This is a genomic window from Paenibacillus melissococcoides (genome assembly GCA_944800085.1).
Taxonomy (GTDB): Bacteria; Bacillota; Bacilli; order Paenibacillales; family Paenibacillaceae; genus Paenibacillus_B; species Paenibacillus_B melissococcoides.
The window spans coordinates 66,233-84,615 of the sequence record CALYLO010000003.1; the positions used below are offsets into that span (position 1 = coordinate 66,233).

The window sequence follows — 18,383 nt, forward strand, 5'->3', positions numbered from 1 at the left end:
TTGTTCTCTATGCTAAAGACAAATCGTTCCGGCGACGGAAGCAAGCCGGCCCGGCAAGTGAATATGTCCGGTTGGAAATACAGCGTGGGCGTGCGCTTTCTTTTGTTTTTTCTCATCACGCTGCTGTTCTATATCAGCTTGGCTCCGAGCGTGCTGCCGGAGAAATTCGATATCGAGGTCAACGTCCGGAGCGAGAAGGACATTATCGCGCCGATTCAGATACCGGACAAGAAGGCGACGCTCAAAGCCCAGGATCAGGCGGCCGAACGGGTGCAGCCGATTTACGATATCGTTGCTTTGCGCAACGAGCGTCTGTCAGACAGCATATTCGATCGGATCGAGCAACTGAACTCGGACGAGACGATCTCTTATTCCCAGAAGGTGGACGTGTTCCGCCGGGAGATTCCGGAGATGGTGAAGGATCATATGCGCCAGTTCCTGACGACGGGACGGAATACCAACACCTATTCCAGCGTGATGCTGGAGGAAATAAGCAAGCGTCTCGAAGAGCAGACTTATCGTATTCCCGAGGAAACGTACATCAAGATCGCGAGACTGACCAAGGAAGATATTACGGAGATGAAAGCGGTGGCGCGGGAGCTCGTATCGAAGCTGATGAGCGATGCGGTGCCCGAAGCGGCGATCGCCCGGGCGAAGGTGCCCGAATACGTCAACGCCAGCTCGCTGAACAAGCGCTCGGCGCGCGAAGTCGTGCAGGAACTGGTCCGGCTTGTCATTACGCCGAACAAGTTCTACGACGATGAAGCGACGAAGGAAGCGAAGGTTCAGGCGCGCGAGAATACGCCGCCGGTATTTATTAAGCAGGGCGATATTTTCGTCAAAAAGGGCCAACTGATTACGCAAGAAATGTATGATTTGCTGCGTGAGAACGATCTGCTGAAGACCGAGGTCAACTATTGGCCGCAATTCGGCCTGCTGCTTCTGTCGGCGCTGTTCTCGCTCGTCTTGTTCATGTTCATGCGCCAGGCGAGCCATACGCATTTCAAATTCAACAATGTCCAGCTGCTGATGCTGCTGCTTATTTTCACGATCAATATCATTGCCGTCCATATTATCGCGTACTCGCAGACGGAGGACGCGGTATTTATCGGCTACGCGGCGCCGGTCGCCATGGGCGTCATGCTGATTACGCTCCTGATCGATCTGCCGCTCGCCTATATCAGCGCGGTCGTGCTGAGCGTCGTCTCCAGCATTATTTTGAACACGCATCAGGGCGCGGTGTTCGATTTCCATTTCGGATTTTTCGCCCTCGTCACATCCTATGCGGCGATATTCGCGATTCACCGGGCGAGCCAGCGCTCGACGATATTGAAGGCGGGCATTATGGTATGCATCTTCGGCAGCTTGACGGTGCTGACGCTGTCCATGCTGAACGGGGACGCGCTCAATCAGCGCGAGACGATGCTCGCCGCGGCGTTCGCCTTTGCGAGCGGGCTGTTGAATGCGGTGCTGGTCATGGGATTGATGCCGTTTTTCGAAGTGACCTTCGGCATTTTGTCCGCGCTGAAGCTGGTCGAGCTGTCGAACCCGAACCATCCGCTGCTGCGGAAGCTCCTGACCGAGACGCCGGGCACGTATCATCACAGCGTCATGGTCGGCAATCTGGCCGAGCAGGCGGCCGAAGCGATCGGCGCCAACGGGCTGCTCTGCCGCGTGGGCGCGTTCTATCACGACATCGGCAAGACGAAGCGTCCGAGCTATTTCATCGAGAATCAGACGAATATGGACAATCCGCATGATTTCATCGATCCGAAGCTGAGCACCTCGATTATTGTCGCGCATGCCCGCGACGGCGCCGAGATGCTCAAGGACTACAAGCTGCCGAAGCCGATACGGGATATCGCCGAGCAGCACCATGGCACGACATTTTTGAAGTACTTCTATTACAAGGCGCTGAAGCTGGCCAAGGAGCAGGGCAAGGAGCCCGATTTCACGGAAGATGACTTCCGTTATCCGGGACCGAAGGCGCAATCGAAGGAAGCGGCCGTCGTCGGCATCGCCGATTGCGTGGAAGCGGCGGTCCGTTCGCTCCGCCACCCGACCGTGGAGCAGATTGAATCGATGATTCAAAAAATCATTAAAGACCGTCTGGATGACAATCAATTCAATGAATGCGATCTGACCCTGCGCGAGCTGGACATTATCGGTCAGTCGCTGAAGCAGACCGTCATGGGGATATTCCATTCCCGCATCGAATATCCGGACGATCCGAAGGCCAAGCAGGACGGAGCCAAGCCGGAAACGACTGCGGAGGGCGCCTCCGGCGAGAAGAAGGAGCGGCAGGCGGACGAGGCGGTTGTCGAGGCGCAGTCCGACCAGGCGCCAAGGCCGGGAGCCGAGCCGAAGCCGGAAGCGTCAAGCAGCGAACCGGGTTCGCAACCGGACGATAAATCGTAAAGCGTGATGAAGGAGAGTACGGAACATGCACACAGTGAAGCTGGAATGGAACAATGATCAGGAGAAGCTTCCGATTGAACCGCCCCTCATCGAGCTGTTGGAGAGGATATTGCAGGAAGCGGCCCGAGCGGAAGGCGTGGATGGAGGAGAGGTTGCCCTCACCTTCGTCGACGACGCGGCCATCCACGAGCTGAACCGCGAGTATCGCGGCATCGATCGTCCGACGGACGTGCTGTCCTTCGCCATGCGCGAATCGACCGATGAAGAGATGGACATCTTATACGAAGTGGAAGAGGATGCTGAGCTGGAAGGCCTGAACGATGATTTGCTCGGGGATATTATTATTTCCACGGAACGCGCGCAGTCCCAGGCCGAGGAATACGGGCATTCGTTTGAACGGGAAATCGGATTTTTGTTCGTGCACGGCTTCCTTCATCTGCTCGGCTATGATCATCAGGACGAGAAGAGCGAGCGCGAGATGATGGACAAGCAGGAGGCGGTTCTTGGCCGGGTTGGGCTGATCCGCTAATGAGACGGCCGTGGGCGGATACATTCCGCTGGGTGCGGAAGGCATTCTCTATGCCTTCCGCACCCAGCGGAATATGCGCGTTCATGCGGCCGCCGCCGTGGCCGCCTGTCTGTTGGGAGCGGGCTTCGGGATATCGGCCGGCGAATGGCTGTGGCTTGCGCTCGCGATCACGCTGGTGGTGTCGGCCGAATTGATGAATACCGCGGTGGAATCGGCGGTCGATCTCACGATGCCCGACCCGCATCCTCTTGCTAAAATTGCGAAGGATACCGCCGCGGGAGCCGTGTTCGTGACGGCGGTATTTGCCGTTATTGTCGGGGCGGTCTTGTTCGCCGGACGTCTGCTGCAGCTGCTGCGGAGCTTCTTTTAAGGGAGTTCCCGCATTGGCTTGTGATTGCGAAGCGATGCGGGAAGTTACCCGCATTAGCTGCCCCCCGGCAGAACCCGAATCGAATCGCAGCGAACCGATGGAACGCATCGCAAGCGGTGACTGCCGGAATTGCATTATTTTGCAGCGGCGGTCACCGCTTGCTTACATATATGATAAAATAAACGGGAGGCAACTTGCGTTGAACACATTTCAAGACGAACCGAGATCGAACCGAACTTCATTCAAATCCGGCTTTGTAGCCATCGTCGGCCGGCCCAATGTCGGCAAATCGACGCTAATGAATCATGTGATCGGGCAGAAAATCGCCATTATGTCCGATAAGCCGCAGACCACGCGGAATAAAATCCACGGCGTCTATACGACAGAGGACACGCAAATCGTCTTTCTGGATACGCCGGGCATTCACAAGCGCAAATCGAAGCTGGGCGACTATATGAACCAGGTGGCCTACAACACCTTGAACGAGGTCGAGGTCATTTTGTTTCTTGTCGATGTTTCAGCGGGTCTAGGCAGTGGGGATAAATTTGTTATGGAGCAGCTGGCGAAGGTGAAGACGCCGGTCATTCTCGTGATGAACAAAATTGACCAGGTGCATCCCGATGAGCTGCCTGCAATGATTACGTCGTATAATGAATTGTTCGAGTTCGCGGAGATCGTGCCTGTCTCTGCGCTTCACGGCAATAATGTCAACCGGCTGTTGGAAGTGCTCGGCTCCTACATGCCGGAAGGTCCGAAGTACTATCCGGACGATCAGATTACCGATCATCCGGAGCAGTTCGTCGTGGCGGAGCTGATCCGGGAGAAAATCTTGCACTTGACCCGGGAGGAGATCCCGCACTCGATTGCGGTCGCCATCGAGGATATGAGAGTGCAGGACAACGGCGTCGTCTATATTTCCGCCGTTATTTATGTGGAGCGCGATTCGCAGAAGGGCATCGTCATCGGCAAGCAAGGAGCGCTCCTGAAGGAGATTGGCAAGCTTGCCCGCCACGATATTGAGCATTTGCTCGGCTCGAAAACGTTCATGGAGCTATGGGTCAAAGTGAAGAAGGACTGGCGCAATCAAGAGCGGATTCTTCGCGATCTCGGCTTCCGCCACGATGCGTAACAACGGCGGCAGGCGGATTCTTCGCGCATAAATCCGTGCCGATCGTGACCAAATATTGCATGGGATAATCTTGATACCGCAGCGCAACCTAAGGATGGAACGCATAGTCATTTCCAACGAAAGGGGATATACGGATGCATGATTTCTCGTGGAACGTATTTGCCATGACGGGAGATGTTGATGCTTATTTGTTGTATAAGCAGTCCAGACAGCTGTCGGAAACGGAAGAATCTTCGCTAGACGTACCGCCGTTGGAGAATTCAGCGGAATCATAGATTTATAGAGGTTGTTCAAAACGTCCGCTTTCGAGTGCAAGCAACCTTCTCGGTGCTGACAACCGGCCTTTTTGAACGCTTATTAACACAGAATTCAGGAAATGGAATGCGCATGGGAGGACGAGCGTGCTATATCGGGTGGAAGGAATCGTCATCCGCAGTATGGATTACGGGGAAGGGAACAAGATCATCACGCTATGCACCAAGTCGCACGGCAAAGTCGGCGTCCTGGTGCGGGGAGCCAAGAAGGTGCGCAGCCGTCATGCGGCTGCCACTCAGCTCTTTACATATGGGGAATATGTCTTTTTCCGCGGGATGGGGCATATCGGCACCTTGAATTCATGCGAGATTCTGGAGGGGCATCATACGGTGCGCGAGCAGCTTCACCTGGCCGCCTACGCTTCTTACGCAGCCGAATTGGTGGACCGGGCCTTGCAGGACGAGGAGGCCGGCGGCGCCATGTTCGATCAGCTGCATGCGTATTTGGAGGCGTTGGAGGCCGGCAAGGATGCGCAGGTGACGACGCATCTGCTGGAGATGAAGCTATGGCAGCGCACCGGCGTCGCGCCGCAGCTCTACGCCTGCGTCAGCTGCGGCAGGGAGGACGAGCTGACCGGAGTCGGCTGGCGTCTCGGCGGCGCGCTCTGCCGTGCCTGCCTGATGCGGGAGCATGACCAATATAAGGCGGGTCCCGCGATGCTGACCCTGCTCCGCCAGTTCGAGAAGACGGATCTTCGCCGGCTGGGGAATGTGACTCTGAAGCCGGAGACGAAGCTGCGGCTGCGCGCTTTCATGCGCGGCTATATGGACACGCATGTCGGCGTCCGCTTGAAGTCTCAGCAGTTCCTCGATCAGATGGAGAAGTATGATTTGGCCAATCTTGACGAGTAGGATGCCATTCGTTATAATGAATCCAAGCTGTAGATAGATTGGCTTGCGTTGAAGAAGGAAGTAGTTCGTCCAAGCTTCGAGACATTAGCGATCCGGGGATGGTGGGAGCCCGGACGAACGGGCGAATGAACAGGCACTTTGGAGCAAGGAACGGAGAAAGTGGAATGATTGCGGCTTGCGCGCACGCACTTATGCGCAATGGCTGAGGCAATCGTTCAAGTAGGGTGGAACCGCGGGAAGTTAACTCTCGTCCCTACGTCTGGCAGCAGACGTAGGGCGGGAGTTTTTTTGCGCGCTCGTCGGGCATGCCGCGAATGTATAGGCAAAGGAGAGAAAGCCATGAATTTTCAGCAAATGATTTTGACGCTTCAACAATTCTGGTCCGAGCAGAACTGCATCCTCGTGCAGCCTTATGACGTCGAAAAGGGCGCCGGCACGATGAATCCGATGACGTTTTTGCGCTCCATCGGGCCCGAGCCGTGGAATGTCGCCTACGTGGAGCCATCCCGCCGCCCGGCGGACGGCCGCTATGGGGAGAACCCGAACCGGCTGTATCAGCATCATCAATTCCAGGTGATTCTGAAGCCTTCGCCGGACAATATTCAGGAGCTCTATCTCGACAGCTTGCGCCGCCTCGGCATCGATCCGCTCCAGCACGACATCCGGTTCGTCGAGGATAACTGGGAAGCTCCGACGCTGGGCGCGTGGGGTCTCGGCTGGGAAGTATGGCTCGACGGAATGGAGATTACGCAGTTCACTTATTTCCAGCAGGTCGGGGGCATCGACGCGCACCCGGTATCGGTCGAGATTACGTACGGGCTGGAGCGCCTGGCTTCTTATATTCAAGAAAAAGAGAATGTGTTCGATCTGGAATGGGTCGATGGAGTCACTTACGGCGACGTCTTCCACCAGCCGGAATACGAGCATTCGAAATATACGTTTGAAGTGAGCGACACGGCGATGCTGTTCTCGCTATTCACGATGTATGAGCAGGAAGCGAACCGGGCAATGGAGCAGCATCTCGTGTTCCCGGCCTACGATTATGTGCTCAAATGCTCGCACACCTTTAATTTGCTGGATGCGCGCGGAGCCATCAGCGTGACCGAACGCACCGGATATATTGTCCGGGTGCGCAATCTGGCCCGCCAGGTTGCGGCCACGTATTTGGAGGAACGGGAGAAGCTCGGCTTCCCGCTGTTGAAGAAGGGAGAGGAACGCCATGCCTAAAGATATATTGTTGGAGCTTGGACTGGAAGAAGTGCCGGCACGCTTCATGCGCCCTGCGATGGAGCAGCTGCAGAGCCGGATGGAACGCTGGCTGACCGAATCGCGGATCGGATTCGCCGGCATTCAAGTGTATGGGACGCCTCGCCGCCTGGCTGTCATCGTTCGCGAGGCGGCCGATAAGCAGACGGATATTCACGAGGAAGTGAAGGGCCCGGCCCGCAAGATCGCGCTTGACGAGAACGGCGCCTGGACCAAGGCCGCGCTTGGCTTCGCCCGCAGTCAGGGCATTGAGCCGGAGCAGCTCTTTTTCCGGGAGCTGAACGGCGTTGAATACGTGTACGCCAACAAGAGCAGCATCGGGACGGAGACATCCGCCGTGCTGGGCGAAGGCCTCGCTTCGCTTATTCAGGCGATGACCTTCCCGAAAAACATGCGTTGGGGAGACAAGGAAATGCGCTACGTTCGCCCGATCCGCTGGATCGTGGCGCTGCATGGAACCGATACGATTCCATTGGAGATTGCCGGCGTGCAGGCAGGGAACGTATCCCGCGGCCACCGCTTCCTCGGCGGAGAGGTGACGATTGACGAGCCGGCTCGCTATGTGGAACGCTTGCGCGGGCAGTATGTGATCGCGGACGCCGATGAGCGGGTGGCGGAGATTACGCGCCAGATTGACGCGTTGGCCGCGGAGAAGGGCTGGCACATCGCCGTCAAGGACGATCTGCTGGAAGAGGTGCTGTTCCTGGTCGAGTATCCGACCGTGCTGTACGGCACATTCGATGAAGCGTTCCTGCACATTCCGCAGGATGTCCTGATTACGTCGATGCGCGAGCATCAGCGTTACTTCCCGGTACTGAATGCGGAGGGGCAGCTGCTGCCATACTTCGTGACCGTCCGGAACGGCGATGCGGCCGGACTGGATCAAGTCGTCAAAGGCAACGAGAAGGTGCTTCGCGCCCGCTTGTCGGACGCCAAATTCTTCTACGAGGAAGATCAGAAGCTGCGCATTATCGATTGCGTGCATAAGCTTGATTCGATCGTGTTCCACGAGGAGCTTGGCACCATCGGCGACAAAATCCGCCGGCTGCATGCGATTGCCGACGCGCTCGCCCTGGCGGTGGAGACCGATCGGGAGACGGCGCTGTGGGTGAGCCGGGCGGCGGATATTTGCAAGTTCGACCTCGTCACGCAAATGGTCTATGAATTTCCGGAGCTGCAGGGCATGATGGGAGAGGATTATGCCCGCAAGGCCGGGGAGCCGGAAGCGGTCGCCCGCGCCATCAATGAGCATTACAAGCCGCGGTATTCCGGGGATCCGGCGCCGGACACGCTGGTGGGCTGCATTATCAGCCTCGCGGATAAGCTGGATACGCTCGTCGGCTGCTTCGCCATCGGCATCATTCCGACAGGATCGCAGGATCCGTACGGCCTGCGCCGCCAAGCGACCGGGATTGTCCAGGTGCTGTTGGAGCGCGGCCTGCCGCTGACGCTTCATATGATGCTCGATATCGCGCTGGACGTGCATGAGAAGGCGCAATTGCTGAAGCGGAGCAGCGAGGAGGTTCGGCGGGATCTCGTTGAATTTTTCGGCTTGCGCGTGAAAAATGTGCTCGCGGACTCCGTCCGGTACGATGTCGTCGACGCGATCATGGCCTCGGGCTATGACGATGTGAAGCAGACGGTGGCCCGAGCCGAGGCGCTGATGCAGGCAGTCACCGCCGAGGAGTTCAAGCTGACGGCCGAATCGTTCAACCGGGTATGCAATCTGGCGGCCAAGGCGGAATCGGAAGCGATCGATGCCGAACGGTTCGAGCATGATGCGGAGCGAGAGCTGTTCGCGCGCTGGACCGAAGTGCACGAGGCCTATGAAGCGGCGTTCGCGGATGCGGCCGAAGCGCTTGCCGTGCTGGGACGGCTTCAAGATCCGGTCAACCGCTTTTTCGACCAGGTGATGGTCATGGCGGAGGATGAGGCGGTCCGGGCGAACCGGCTGGCTCTGCTCGCCAACATCGCGGCCGATATCCGGCGGTATGCCGATTTCTCGAAGCTCGTCTGGGCATCCTGAACATGCAACGCGGCCGGCGCAGCGACATGCGCCGGCATGGCTGGAACATGAAGAAGATCTTCTTCGACATGTTCCTTCCTTTTTGTCCGGGCTTCGACAAAAAACGGCGAATTCCCTTCGGAAATTCACGTTTGCGAAGCAGGATTTTTACGGCTTGCAGCGTATATAATAGTAACGGTGAAAATATAAGTTTCCGTTGACGCCTTCTTTATGAAATGGGTGAGTCGCATGTCTGACAAGCTTCGTATTTTGGTGGATGCGGATGCCTGCCCGGTCAAAAACGAGATTATCGCCGCTGCGCTGGAGCAGGAGGCCGCCGTTTTGTTCGTCGCTTCTTATGCGGCCTTTGCCCCGGATTGGCAGTTGGCGAACTACGACATTCATACCGTATTTGTCGATCAGGCGTTCCAGGCGGCGGATATCTATATCGCGAATGCAGCGCGGTCAGGAGACATAGTCGTGACAAGCGACTATGGGTTGGCCGCGCTCTGTCTGCCGCGCGGAGCTTCCGTATTGATGCCGCGGGGCGGCGAATTGACCGCCGATAATGTGGATGAATATTTGTCGAGGCGGCATTTTTCGGCCAAGGCCCGCAGGGCGGGACTTCGCACGAAGGGGCCCCGGGCGATGAGCGAACAGGACCGGATCAACTTCCAACATAAGTTGACAAAACTTTTGCAACGGGAGCAGGAGAAATTGAGCCCGTAGCGAAATAGTAATACGTGTTTAGATGAAGGTGGTTGGACGAACAGTGAGCAATTACGGACTGATTCCCGACGAAGTGCTGGATGAAGTGCTGAAGCGCAATGACATTGTGGATGTCGTCGGCCAATATGTCCATTTGTCGAAGCACGGTAAGTATTTGAAGGGATTGTGTCCGTTCCATTCGGAGAAGACGCCCTCCTTCACCGTTACGCCGGAGAAGCAGATTTTCCATTGCTACGGCTGCGGCAAGAGCGGCAATGTCATTCACTTCATGATGGGCATTGAAGGATATTCTTTTCCGGAGGCGGTTCGGCGGCTCGCCGAAGCGGCGAACATGCCGGTGACTTGGGGGACGGGATACGCGAAGGCGGAACGGGATCCTTACCATGAGGCGAAGGAGCGGTTGATCGAGGCTCATGAGCTTGCGGCGAAGCTGTATCATTATATTTTAATGTATACGACGCATGGCCAGGCTGCCCTCCAATATTTGCGGAACCGGGGAATTCATGACAAGCTGATCGAGCAGTTTCAGATCGGGTATGCCCCTCCGCAGTGGGATACGCTTGTGCAGCTGCTCGGGAAGCGCGAATTCGACCTGGAAGCCATGGAGAAGGGCGGTCTTGTCTCGAAGCGGCAGAACGGCAGCGGTTACGTGGATCGCTTCCGGGACCGGATTATGTTCCCGATCTGGAACCGGAATGGCCAATCCATCGCTTTTGCCGGCCGAATATTGGGGGAAGGACAACCCAAATATTTGAACTCGCCCGAGACGATGCTGTTCAACAAATCCAAAGTGCTGTACAACTTGCATCATGCGCGGCCTTATATTAAGCGAACCGGCCATATCATTTTGTTCGAAGGGTATGCGGATGTCATCCAAGCCTGGGACGCCGAAGTGCATCATGCGGTGGCGACCATGGGGACGGCGCTGACGCCCGATCATATTACCCTGATGAAGCGGATGGCGGACAGCGTGACCTTGTGCTACGACGGCGATGATGCCGGACAAGCCGCGGCGATGAAGGCGATCCCGATGCTGGAGGAGGCAGGGCTTCACGTTGCGGTAGCCTTGATACCCGACCGGATGGATCCCGACGACTTCATTAAGGCGCATGGCGGCGAACGATTCCGTCATACCGTAACGGCAGCGGCAGTCACTCCTACGAAATTCAAGCTTATTTCTTTGCGGAGGAATCATATACTGCTAGAGGATGACGGGAAGCGGCGCTTCAAGGATGAAGCGATGCGCGTCATCGCGGCGGTTGAATCGCCGGTGGAACGCGAGCTTCATTTGAAGGAGCTGGCGCAGCAGCTTGATTTGCAGGGCGAATCGTCGTTCGACGCGCTCAAGCAGGAGTGCGCCACGATAAGACAGCGGCAAAAAATGAACGGGCACGGGGATAATCACGACAATTGGTGGAATAATGGTAGAAATGATAAGCGTACCATTGCCCAGCCTGCGCTGCGCCCGGCCTATGTCTATGCGGAGCGGAGCCTGCTGGCTCTCATGTTCCAGGATATCGAGGTTGCCGATTACGTGGAGCGGCATCTTGGTGATCGGTTTAACGCAGATGATCATGCGGCACTCGCCGCTTATCTATATGCTTATTACGCGCAAGGCAAGGAGCCGGATTTCAGCCGGTTCCTGGCAACATTGCATGACGAACGCTTGGAGAAAGTCGCTGCCTCCATATCGCTCTCCGAAGTATCTCTTCGTTATGATACCGAGCTGCTGGATGATTATATTATGCAGATTCTTAAAGTGCCCAGACAGCGCGAGATCGAGCGCAAAAGAGAAGAAATGGTGCAAGCGGAACGTTCCGGCGAAGTATTGCGCGCGGCGCAAATCGCACAAGAAATTATAGCCCTAGAGCAAGAACTGAAGCGGTAGCAGGCGGAGGATTCTAGGGAGGAGGGAGTCGGAAAATGGCGAATGATCAACATACTGGACTTGAAACGGAAACGGCGCTGGAACATGCGAAGGACCAGTTGATTGAACTCGGCAAAAAGCGAGGATCGCTCAGCTACAAAGAGATAGCCGAGAAAATGGCGACGTTCGACCAAGACCCGGAACAAATGGATGAGTTCTACGAGCAGCTCTCCGATCTGGGTATTGAAGTAAGTGAAGCCGATGATGAAATGGGCGTTCGTGCCAACGACCGTGATAATGATGATTCGGACGATTTTCATTTTGATGATGATCTGTCACTGCCGCCGGGCATCAAAATCAATGACCCGGTGCGGATGTATCTTAAAGAGATCGGCCGTGTTCCGCTCTTGTCGGCCGAAGAAGAAATTGAACTTGCGAAGCGGATTGAGCAGGGCGATTCGGAAGCGAAGAAGCGCTTGACCGAGGCCAATCTGCGGTTGGTCGTCAGCATTGCCAAGCGTTATGTCGGGAGAGGCATGCTGTTCCTCGATCTGATACAAGAAGGAAATATGGGGCTTATCAAAGCGGTCGAGAAATTCGACCACAGCAAAGGATATAAATTCAGCACCTATGCGACCTGGTGGATTCGCCAAGCGATTACGCGGGCGATCGCGGATCAGGCGCGCACGATCCGGATTCCGGTTCATATGGTCGAGACGATCAACAAGCTGGTTCGCGTATCCCGTCAACTGCTTCAGGAGCTGGGGCGCGAACCGACGCCGGAAGAGATTGCGGCCGAGATGGAATTGAGCGTAGAGAAGGTGCGCGAGATTATGAAGATTGCGCAGGAGCCGGTATCCTTGGAGACGCCAATCGGCGAAGAGGACGACTCGCATCTGGGCGATTTCATCGAGGATCAGGAAGCTCTGGCTCCGGCGGATGCCGCCGCGTACGAGCTGCTGAAGGAGCAGTTGGAGGATGTGCTTGACACGCTCACCGAGCGTGAGGAGAATGTGCTTCGCCTGCGCTTCGGCCTGGACGACGGCCGGACGAGAACGTTGGAAGAAGTCGGCAAGGTATTTGGCGTTACCCGCGAGCGGATTCGTCAAATCGAGGCGAAGGCTCTCCGCAAGCTGCGTCACCCAAGCCGCAGCAAGCGGTTAAAAGACTTCCTAGAATAATGGTGTGCAAGAGACCTTCTGATGCCCTTGCCGGCGTGATGAAGGTCTTTTGCATAGAGGAAGCAGCGAAGGAGCCGCTGTCCTCGGCCGATCGGCCTACATGGCAGGACGGCGGCATGACGTTCCTGGAGGTGTACAGGCAATGGATCCTCAGCAACGCCAATGGATGGCCCAGGAGATCGCCCGCTGGCGGAAAAACCGGCTGCTGCCTGCAGCCTATTGCAATTTCCTGGCGCAGCTGTACGATGTGCCCCTGGATGCGCAGGAGGAAGGTTCGAATGAGACCGTCCGTTCCTGGGCGGATCGCATCGCCTCCTTGCGGCCAACGACCTGGATGGTTGTTTTTATCATTTTTGTATTGTTTTGTATTATCGGATTTCATTTTACCGCTTTTGCGGCCCCAATGCAAATTAGCGTCATTGCGGCCCCTGCGCTTGTGCTGGCCGCCTTGGCCTGGTCGGGCCGGAAGACGAATCTGCGGAGGTCCCGCGGCCGGGCGCTGATGGCTTGCCTGACTCTATCCGGAGGCGGCTGGCTTGTGCTGCAGGTCCAGGGATGGACAGCCTGGTGGCTGCCGAACGCGGTCTGGCTCGTTGTCTCCGCGCTCCTCTGGCTGCTGTGCGGCATGCTGGCGCGTTCCGGACTGATGCAGGGAGCGGGCTGGCTGCATGCCGCGGCCGCTTACGGCTGCATCCTCCAGATCGCGATGCCGGATCTGACCCTCGGCGAGAGCCAATGGCTGTGGCTGCCGGAGAGCGGCTTGTTCGTCTGGATGGCATGGACGGTTCACCGCCTGTCTCCGCGGGTCGCGGCAGGCCTTCTTATCGCCTCCGCCGGACTCTGGTTCATGCCGGAGGCGGCCTGGCTGGCGGCTCGCTCATGGAGTCAGCCGGAAGCGGAACAAGAACTGCTCTCCTTCCTGTTGGGAAAATGGATCATCTTATGGTGTAGTGCTTTTTATTTCAGAAAACAGTGGGTGAAATGGATACGTGAACATCAAACTGTCCAAGCGGCTGCAGCAGATCGCTGATTGGGTGCCGGCTGGAAGCCGTCTGGCCGATATCGGCTCGGATCATGCATTGCTGCCGGCCTATTTGGCGGAACAACAACGAATTGAGATGGCGGTGGCCGGAGAGGTGAATCAAGGGCCGTATGAGGCGGCCTGCCGCCAGATTGAAGGCGCCCGGTTAAGTGATCGGGTAAGCGTGCGGCGGGGAGACGGATTGGCCGTCATCTCGCCCGGCGAAGTCGATGTCATATCGATCGCGGGGATGGGCGGGGGGCTTATCGTCCAGATTTTAGCGGCCGATCCGGGCAAGCTGGCGGGAGTGACCCGCTTGGTCCTGCAGCCGAATGTCGGCGAGGCCCATGTGAGAGCCTGGCTGCGCCGGGAAGGCTGGAATCTGATGGAGGAAGCCTTGATCGAGGAAGACGGCAAGCTGTATGAGGTGCTGCTGGCCGAACGCGCGCGCAGCAAGGAAGAGGCCGTACAGCATGATCGCCGCTTGTACGCTCCCCGCGAGTTGAACGCGCAGGTGACGTTGACGGAGGAATGGCTGGTGCAGCTCGGCCCGATGCTGTCGGCTGCGCCAACGCCGGAGTTCATGAAGAAGTGGCAGCTTGAAGTTCGCAAAAGAGAGCGCATTCTGCGCACGATGGAGCAGGCTGCGACCGAAGAAGCCAGACAGCGCCGCGCGATGTTCGCGGACAGTCTGGCACAATTGGAGGCGATATTGGCATGTATGCACACGCGCAAACCGTAATTCAATGGATGGAGCAGCTCGCTCCCAAATCGATGGCGGTTCCCGATGACCGCATCGGCCTGCAATTGGGCACGTTGAACAAAAAGGTGTCCCGGGTGCTTGTCGCCCTGGACGTGACCGAAGAGGTCGTGGATGAAGCGATCCGGCTGGAGGCGGAGCTGATTATTGCCCATCACGCCATTATTTATCGGCCGCTTCCCCATCTGCAGACCGACACGCCGGCCGGCAAACTGATGGAGAAGCTGATCAAGCATGATATCGCGGTCTACATTTCTCATACGAACTATGACGTTGCTCCGGGCGGGATGAACGATCTGATGGCGGATCGGCTCCAACTGGCCGAGGTGGAGGTGCTGGAGAAGCTGCACGAGGAGCCACTGCAGAAGCTGGTCGTCTTCGTGCCGACCACCCATGCCGATTCGGTGCGGATGGCGATCCTGGATGCCGGGGCCGGTCATATCGGGGCGTACAGCCATTGCAGCTTCTCACAGCCGGGCACGGGAACGTTCCGGCCGCAGGAGGGAACCAATCCGTTCATCGGCGAATCCGGGAAGCTGGAGTCCGTCGAGGAAGTGCGGATCGAGACGATCGTTCCGAAGTCGCGCCGCAGCCGGGTGCTGCAGGCGATGTTCAAGGCCCATCCCTATGAGGAGGTGGCCTATGATCTGTATCCGGTCGATCTGGAAGGGACGGTCTATGGACTCGGCCGGGTGGGCAAGCTGCCGGCTCCTATGACCCTGCAAGCCTTTGCCGAGCAGGTGAAGAAGGCTTTCGACGTGCCGCATGTCCGCGTCGTAGGAAGCCCGGAGCGCGAAGTGAAGAAGATCGCCGTGCTGGGCGGCTCAGGCTCCCGCTATGTCCGGCATGCGCTGTTCCACGGCGCCGACGTCCTCGTCACCGGCGATATCGACTATCATACGGCGCATGATGCCCTGGCTGCGGGTCTCGCCATCGTCGATCCGGGGCATAACGCCGAGAAGATGATGAAGGAGGATGTCGCTTCGCGCCTGCAGCAGGCGGCTGACAAGCAGGGCGTGAAGACGGTGTTCCATGCTTCCTCCGTAATTACCGAACCGTTTCAATTTATGTAAAAGTTACTGGTTGAGTTTCTGGCCGGAACCTAGTATACTAACGATTGTTGACGGAAAGTTTGACAGACAATCGCTGGTGACTTGCGTCACGAGAGGAAAGTCCGGGCTCCATAGGGCAAGGATGCTGGATAACGTCCAGTCAGCGCAAGCTGAAGGATAGTGCCACAGAAATGGACCGCCGATGGCCGTCTTCATGACGGCACAGGCAAGGGTGGAACCGTGGTGTAAGAGACCACGAGGAACGCTGGTGACTTCGTTCCTGGTAAACCCCATCTGGAGCAAGACCTAATGGGACGCACGCCTGTCTGTACAGGCACCTCGGCCCGAGGCGCGTCTGGGTTGGTCGCTTGAGCGGTGCAGCAATGCACGGCCTAGATAGATGATTGTCGCTTAGTAGTGGAAGGGTTGCCCCCGCGATACCACGATGAGTACAGAACCCGGCTTATGGCAAGCTTTCCGAAGCTGCAACTTTCTATGTTATCCAATACACGAACACACCCGCAGGGATATCCTGCGGGTATCAGACTGTCGACAAAGTCCTGTCGACAGTCTTTTTTTCTAATGAAGGGTGGGGCCGGGGGAGGCAGGACAGGTTAGGGCAAGCTGCTCCGCGCATGAAGCAAGCTAGTCCCCGTATGAAATTGCTGCACAGGCGCAGCATTTTTAACCTCAAGAGGCTAAATTCCGAGAAAATCCTGCAAAATTACATTATTTCGCCATTTTGAACGCTCTTTGTACTTTGCCGTAGGCTAATTGCACTAGCCTTGCACCAAACCTGACATGAAAAATATATTTCTCATTAATTACTTTTTCTTCAATTTATTGATCGATTATATCTGGTAACTCATAAAAAAATCTCCTAATGTTGAAGGATAGGCATGTTACCCAATCCCTCACCAAAAGGAGAAAAGACCATGGGTACTATACCAGATCAGACCGTCATTTGTAAATGCCTAAATTTGATTCAGCTCTCGGACGACGAATTCCCAATCTTCAATTATCGACGAAAGTTTACACTCGTGAGAGCGATCAAACTACTCATTGATGCTCAATTGAATAAACGCACGGACCTCGAAGATATCTGCAACGCGTTGCGTGCGAACGAACAGCTGCAGCAGGCGATCCACTTGAAATCCATTAGCGCTTCCCAACTCGTACGTACACTCAGAGCGTTGCCTTTACCGGTGTTGCAGCAGCTATGGATTCAAGTGACACAACGTTTGCAACAACTTTATCCGAAGCAGGGTATCCCCGGCATCGGGAAACTGAGCATTGTCGATTCAACGGTACTTACACTCCCTGATGTCGCTGGAAAATGGGCCTACTGCTCCAAACACAGCAACGGGGTAAAGATCCACACCAAACTTGCTGTTTGCGACCCGGATACCGTCTATCCCGAAAACATTGTTTGTTCCACACGAGGCGTTGCTGACAGCGAAGTGGCTTTGGATCTGGTGATCGATAAAGATGCCATTCATGTTTTGGATCGCGGGTACATCACATATGGTCACTATAAGCAGTGGCTGGATGATAATCTACGCTTCGTGGCACGCATTAAGAAAAGCAACAAGACGGCGATCATCTGCGAGCACGAGATCGATGAAACGACGCCTGTGGTGCGTGATGCTGACGTGATCGTGAGCTACAAGGATGAAGAAGGCCATGTGATAGAAGCCCAGCTCCGGTTAGTGGAGTATACCGATGAGAAGAACCGCCAGTACCGTGTGCTTACGAATGTCTGGGATAAGTCCGCAGCCCAAATCTGCGAGATTTATCGGCGCCGCTGGATGATTGAATTATTCTTTAAATGGATGAAGCAACATATGAGCTTAGTCCATTTGTACAGTTTCCATCCAGAGGCAGTATGGAACCAGATTTTTTTAGCCTTCATCGCATATGGTTTAGTCATGTTGGTCCGGAAGGAGGCTGACACCACTCAAACGCTATGGTCATTTCTAAAGCTGCTTCGGGTCTATATGAATAAAACGTGGGATCAATTTTTGATGGCACTGCACCGCAAACCAACCAAGCACTCGAAGGGCAGGCGGAAGAAACGAAAGGGTGGTCGACCACGAAAACACCCAAAGCAATGTAAGACCGTTAAAGTGGTGATTAAATAGGTAATAATGGCATATTAACATTTGATGGTAACATGTTCCTATGGTTTAGTAGGAGATCGACTTTTGGCTTTGCTAGGAAAAAAGAAACTGTAAATATATATAAATAATGATTATTAGTTCCGTATCTGGAGTTTAAAGTCTTCTTCATGTCAGGTTCTATGCAACGCTAGTGGGCTAATTGCTGCATTTTTGCAGCAATCTAATTTTCGCAACCTCGTGTTAATGAAATTGGTGCATTCTTGCAGTATTGGCGGAGCAAATGACTAGAGTGGCGGGAGATTCTGCAGCTTTAGTGGATCAGATGACTAGAGTGGCGGGAGATACTGCAGCTTTAGTGGAGCGGGATGACTAGAGCGGCGGGATTAACGCAGCTTCTGCCTCTGTCGGAACGGGTTTGTACTCGGGGTTAAAGTAACACTTGGAAATGTTCATGACAGCCAAGTCTTCGAAGATGTTCTTGAAGAGGCTGCTCATCTGGTTCCGGCTCCACAAGCGGTTGCGGCGGATGCAGACTACAAGATGCCAGCTATTTGCAAAACGCTGCAAGAACGAGAGATTCGTCCTGTCCTGCCCTATACCCGTCCTCAAACGAAAGAAGGCTTCTTTAAAAAGCATGAATACGTGTACGATGAGCATTACGACTGTAACTTATGTCAAGGAAATGCGGTACTGTCTTACGAAACAACGAACCGTGATGGTTATAAAATGTATCGCTCGAACCCGGCAATCTGTAAAAATGGAGACCTGGC

Annotated in this window: 15 protein-coding genes, 1 other RNA gene and 1 pseudogene; all 17 read left to right on the plus strand. The window is 55.6% G+C overall.

The features are described 5' to 3' along the window. Nucleotides 1-9 precede the first annotated feature (9 nt). Nucleotides 10-2,418, plus strand: coding sequence for an HD family phosphohydrolase (locus OCY70_RS11930; protein WP_213430172.1), 2,409 nt, complete (start codon nt 10-12; stop codon nt 2,416-2,418). A 25-nt stretch (nt 2,419-2,443) separates the two neighbouring features. After that, nucleotides 2,444-2,947, plus strand: a complete 504-nt coding sequence (gene ybeY, locus OCY70_RS11935; RefSeq protein ID WP_213430173.1) for an rRNA maturation RNase YbeY — start codon at nt 2,444-2,446, stop codon at nt 2,945-2,947. Between the two features lie 10 nt (nt 2,948-2,957). Beyond that, nucleotides 2,958-3,317, plus strand: a complete 360-nt coding sequence (locus OCY70_RS11940; protein ID WP_306433970.1) for a diacylglycerol kinase family protein — start codon at nt 2,958-2,960, stop codon at nt 3,315-3,317. A gap of 199 nt (nt 3,318-3,516) precedes the next feature. Beyond that, on the plus strand, nt 3,517-4,446 hold the full coding sequence (gene era, locus OCY70_RS11945) for a GTPase Era (protein ID WP_213430174.1): 930 nt from the start codon (nt 3,517-3,519) through the stop codon (nt 4,444-4,446). Nucleotides 4,447-4,580: 134 nt separating this feature from the next. Beyond that, a complete protein-coding gene (locus OCY70_RS11950) occupies nt 4,581-4,721 on the plus strand; it encodes a YqzL family protein (RefSeq protein WP_093471043.1) in 141 nt (46 codons plus the stop codon). A 126-nt stretch (nt 4,722-4,847) separates the two neighbouring features. Then, nucleotides 4,848-5,612, plus strand: a complete 765-nt coding sequence (gene recO / locus OCY70_RS11955; protein ID WP_213430175.1) for a DNA repair protein RecO — start codon at nt 4,848-4,850, stop codon at nt 5,610-5,612. A 339-nt stretch (nt 5,613-5,951) separates the two neighbouring features. Next, a complete protein-coding gene (gene glyQ / locus OCY70_RS11960) occupies nt 5,952-6,839 on the plus strand; it encodes a glycine--tRNA ligase subunit alpha (RefSeq protein ID WP_213430176.1) in 888 nt (295 codons plus the stop codon). Then, nucleotides 6,832-8,904 carry a glycine--tRNA ligase subunit beta gene (gene glyS, locus OCY70_RS11965; RefSeq protein ID WP_213430177.1) on the plus strand — a complete coding sequence of 691 codons (2,073 nt, stop codon included), beginning with the start codon at nt 6,832-6,834 and terminating at the stop codon, nt 8,902-8,904. Before glyQ ends, glyS begins: the two co-directional genes overlap by 8 nt. A gap of 228 nt (nt 8,905-9,132) precedes the next feature. Then, complete coding sequence (locus OCY70_RS11970; RefSeq protein ID WP_240764831.1) at nt 9,133-9,612, plus strand: YaiI/YqxD family protein; 480 nt, start codon at nt 9,133-9,135, stop codon at nt 9,610-9,612. 22 nt (nt 9,613-9,634) lie between these two features. Further along, nucleotides 9,635-11,500 (plus strand): DNA primase, encoded by a 1,866-nt coding sequence (dnaG, locus tag OCY70_RS11975; RefSeq protein ID WP_213430178.1) that lies wholly within the window; start codon nt 9,635-9,637, stop codon nt 11,498-11,500. A gap of 35 nt (nt 11,501-11,535) precedes the next feature. Then, nucleotides 11,536-12,660 (plus strand): RNA polymerase sigma factor RpoD, encoded by a 1,125-nt coding sequence (gene rpoD / locus OCY70_RS11980; RefSeq protein WP_006675596.1) that lies wholly within the window; start codon nt 11,536-11,538, stop codon nt 12,658-12,660. A gap of 142 nt (nt 12,661-12,802) precedes the next feature. Further along, nucleotides 12,803-13,690, plus strand: a complete 888-nt coding sequence (locus tag OCY70_RS11985; RefSeq protein WP_213430179.1) for a hypothetical protein — start codon at nt 12,803-12,805, stop codon at nt 13,688-13,690. After that, nucleotides 13,650-14,423, plus strand: a complete 774-nt coding sequence (locus tag OCY70_RS11990; RefSeq protein ID WP_213430180.1) for a tRNA (adenine(22)-N(1))-methyltransferase — start codon at nt 13,650-13,652, stop codon at nt 14,421-14,423. The genes OCY70_RS11985 and OCY70_RS11990 overlap by 41 nt, the downstream gene beginning before the upstream one ends. Next, the gene (locus tag OCY70_RS11995) at nt 14,399-15,514 is read left to right on the plus strand and encodes a Nif3-like dinuclear metal center hexameric protein (protein ID WP_213430181.1); all 1,116 of its coding nucleotides are present in this window, start codon (nt 14,399-14,401) and stop codon (nt 15,512-15,514) included. Before OCY70_RS11990 ends, OCY70_RS11995 begins: the two co-directional genes overlap by 25 nt. Nucleotides 15,515-15,568: 54 nt before the next feature. Then, an RNA gene (gene rnpB, locus OCY70_RS12000) (RNase P RNA component class A) lies at nt 15,569-15,974 on the plus strand. Between the two features lie 454 nt (nt 15,975-16,428). After that, nucleotides 16,429-17,634: an IS4 family transposase gene (locus OCY70_RS12005; RefSeq protein ID WP_261944567.1), complete on the plus strand. Its 1,206-nt coding sequence runs from the start codon at nt 16,429-16,431 to the stop codon at nt 17,632-17,634. Between the two features lie 384 nt (nt 17,635-18,018). Beyond that, nucleotides 18,019-18,372 (plus strand): annotated as a pseudogene (locus OCY70_RS12010) (transposase); the annotation flags it as partial. Between the last annotated feature and the right edge of the window lie 11 nt (nt 18,373-18,383).

Excerpts from the sequence above, each read along its gene's own strand:
- OCY70_RS11930 (WP_213430172.1), top strand. The coding sequence starts at position 10 with ATGCTAAAGACAAATCGTTCCGGCGACGGAAGCAAGCCGGCCCGGCAA.
- ybeY (WP_213430173.1), top strand. The coding sequence starts at position 2,444 with ATGCACACAGTGAAGCTGGAATGGAACAATGATCAGGAGAAGCTTCCG.
- OCY70_RS11950 (WP_093471043.1), top strand. The coding sequence starts at position 4,581 with ATGCATGATTTCTCGTGGAACGTATTTGCCATGACGGGAGATGTTGAT.
- glyQ (WP_213430176.1), top strand. The coding sequence starts at position 5,952 with ATGAATTTTCAGCAAATGATTTTGACGCTTCAACAATTCTGGTCCGAG.
- glyS (WP_213430177.1), top strand. The coding sequence starts at position 6,832 with ATGCCTAAAGATATATTGTTGGAGCTTGGACTGGAAGAAGTGCCGGCA.
- OCY70_RS11970 (WP_240764831.1), top strand. The coding sequence starts at position 9,133 with ATGTCTGACAAGCTTCGTATTTTGGTGGATGCGGATGCCTGCCCGGTC.
- dnaG (WP_213430178.1), top strand. The coding sequence starts at position 9,635 with ATGAAGGTGGTTGGACGAACAGTGAGCAATTACGGACTGATTCCCGAC.
- rpoD (WP_006675596.1), top strand. The coding sequence starts at position 11,536 with ATGGCGAATGATCAACATACTGGACTTGAAACGGAAACGGCGCTGGAA.
- OCY70_RS11985 (WP_213430179.1), top strand. The coding sequence starts at position 12,803 with ATGGATCCTCAGCAACGCCAATGGATGGCCCAGGAGATCGCCCGCTGG.
- OCY70_RS11995 (WP_213430181.1), top strand. The coding sequence starts at position 14,399 with ATGTATGCACACGCGCAAACCGTAATTCAATGGATGGAGCAGCTCGCT.
- OCY70_RS12005 (WP_261944567.1), top strand. The coding sequence starts at position 16,429 with ATGGGTACTATACCAGATCAGACCGTCATTTGTAAATGCCTAAATTTG.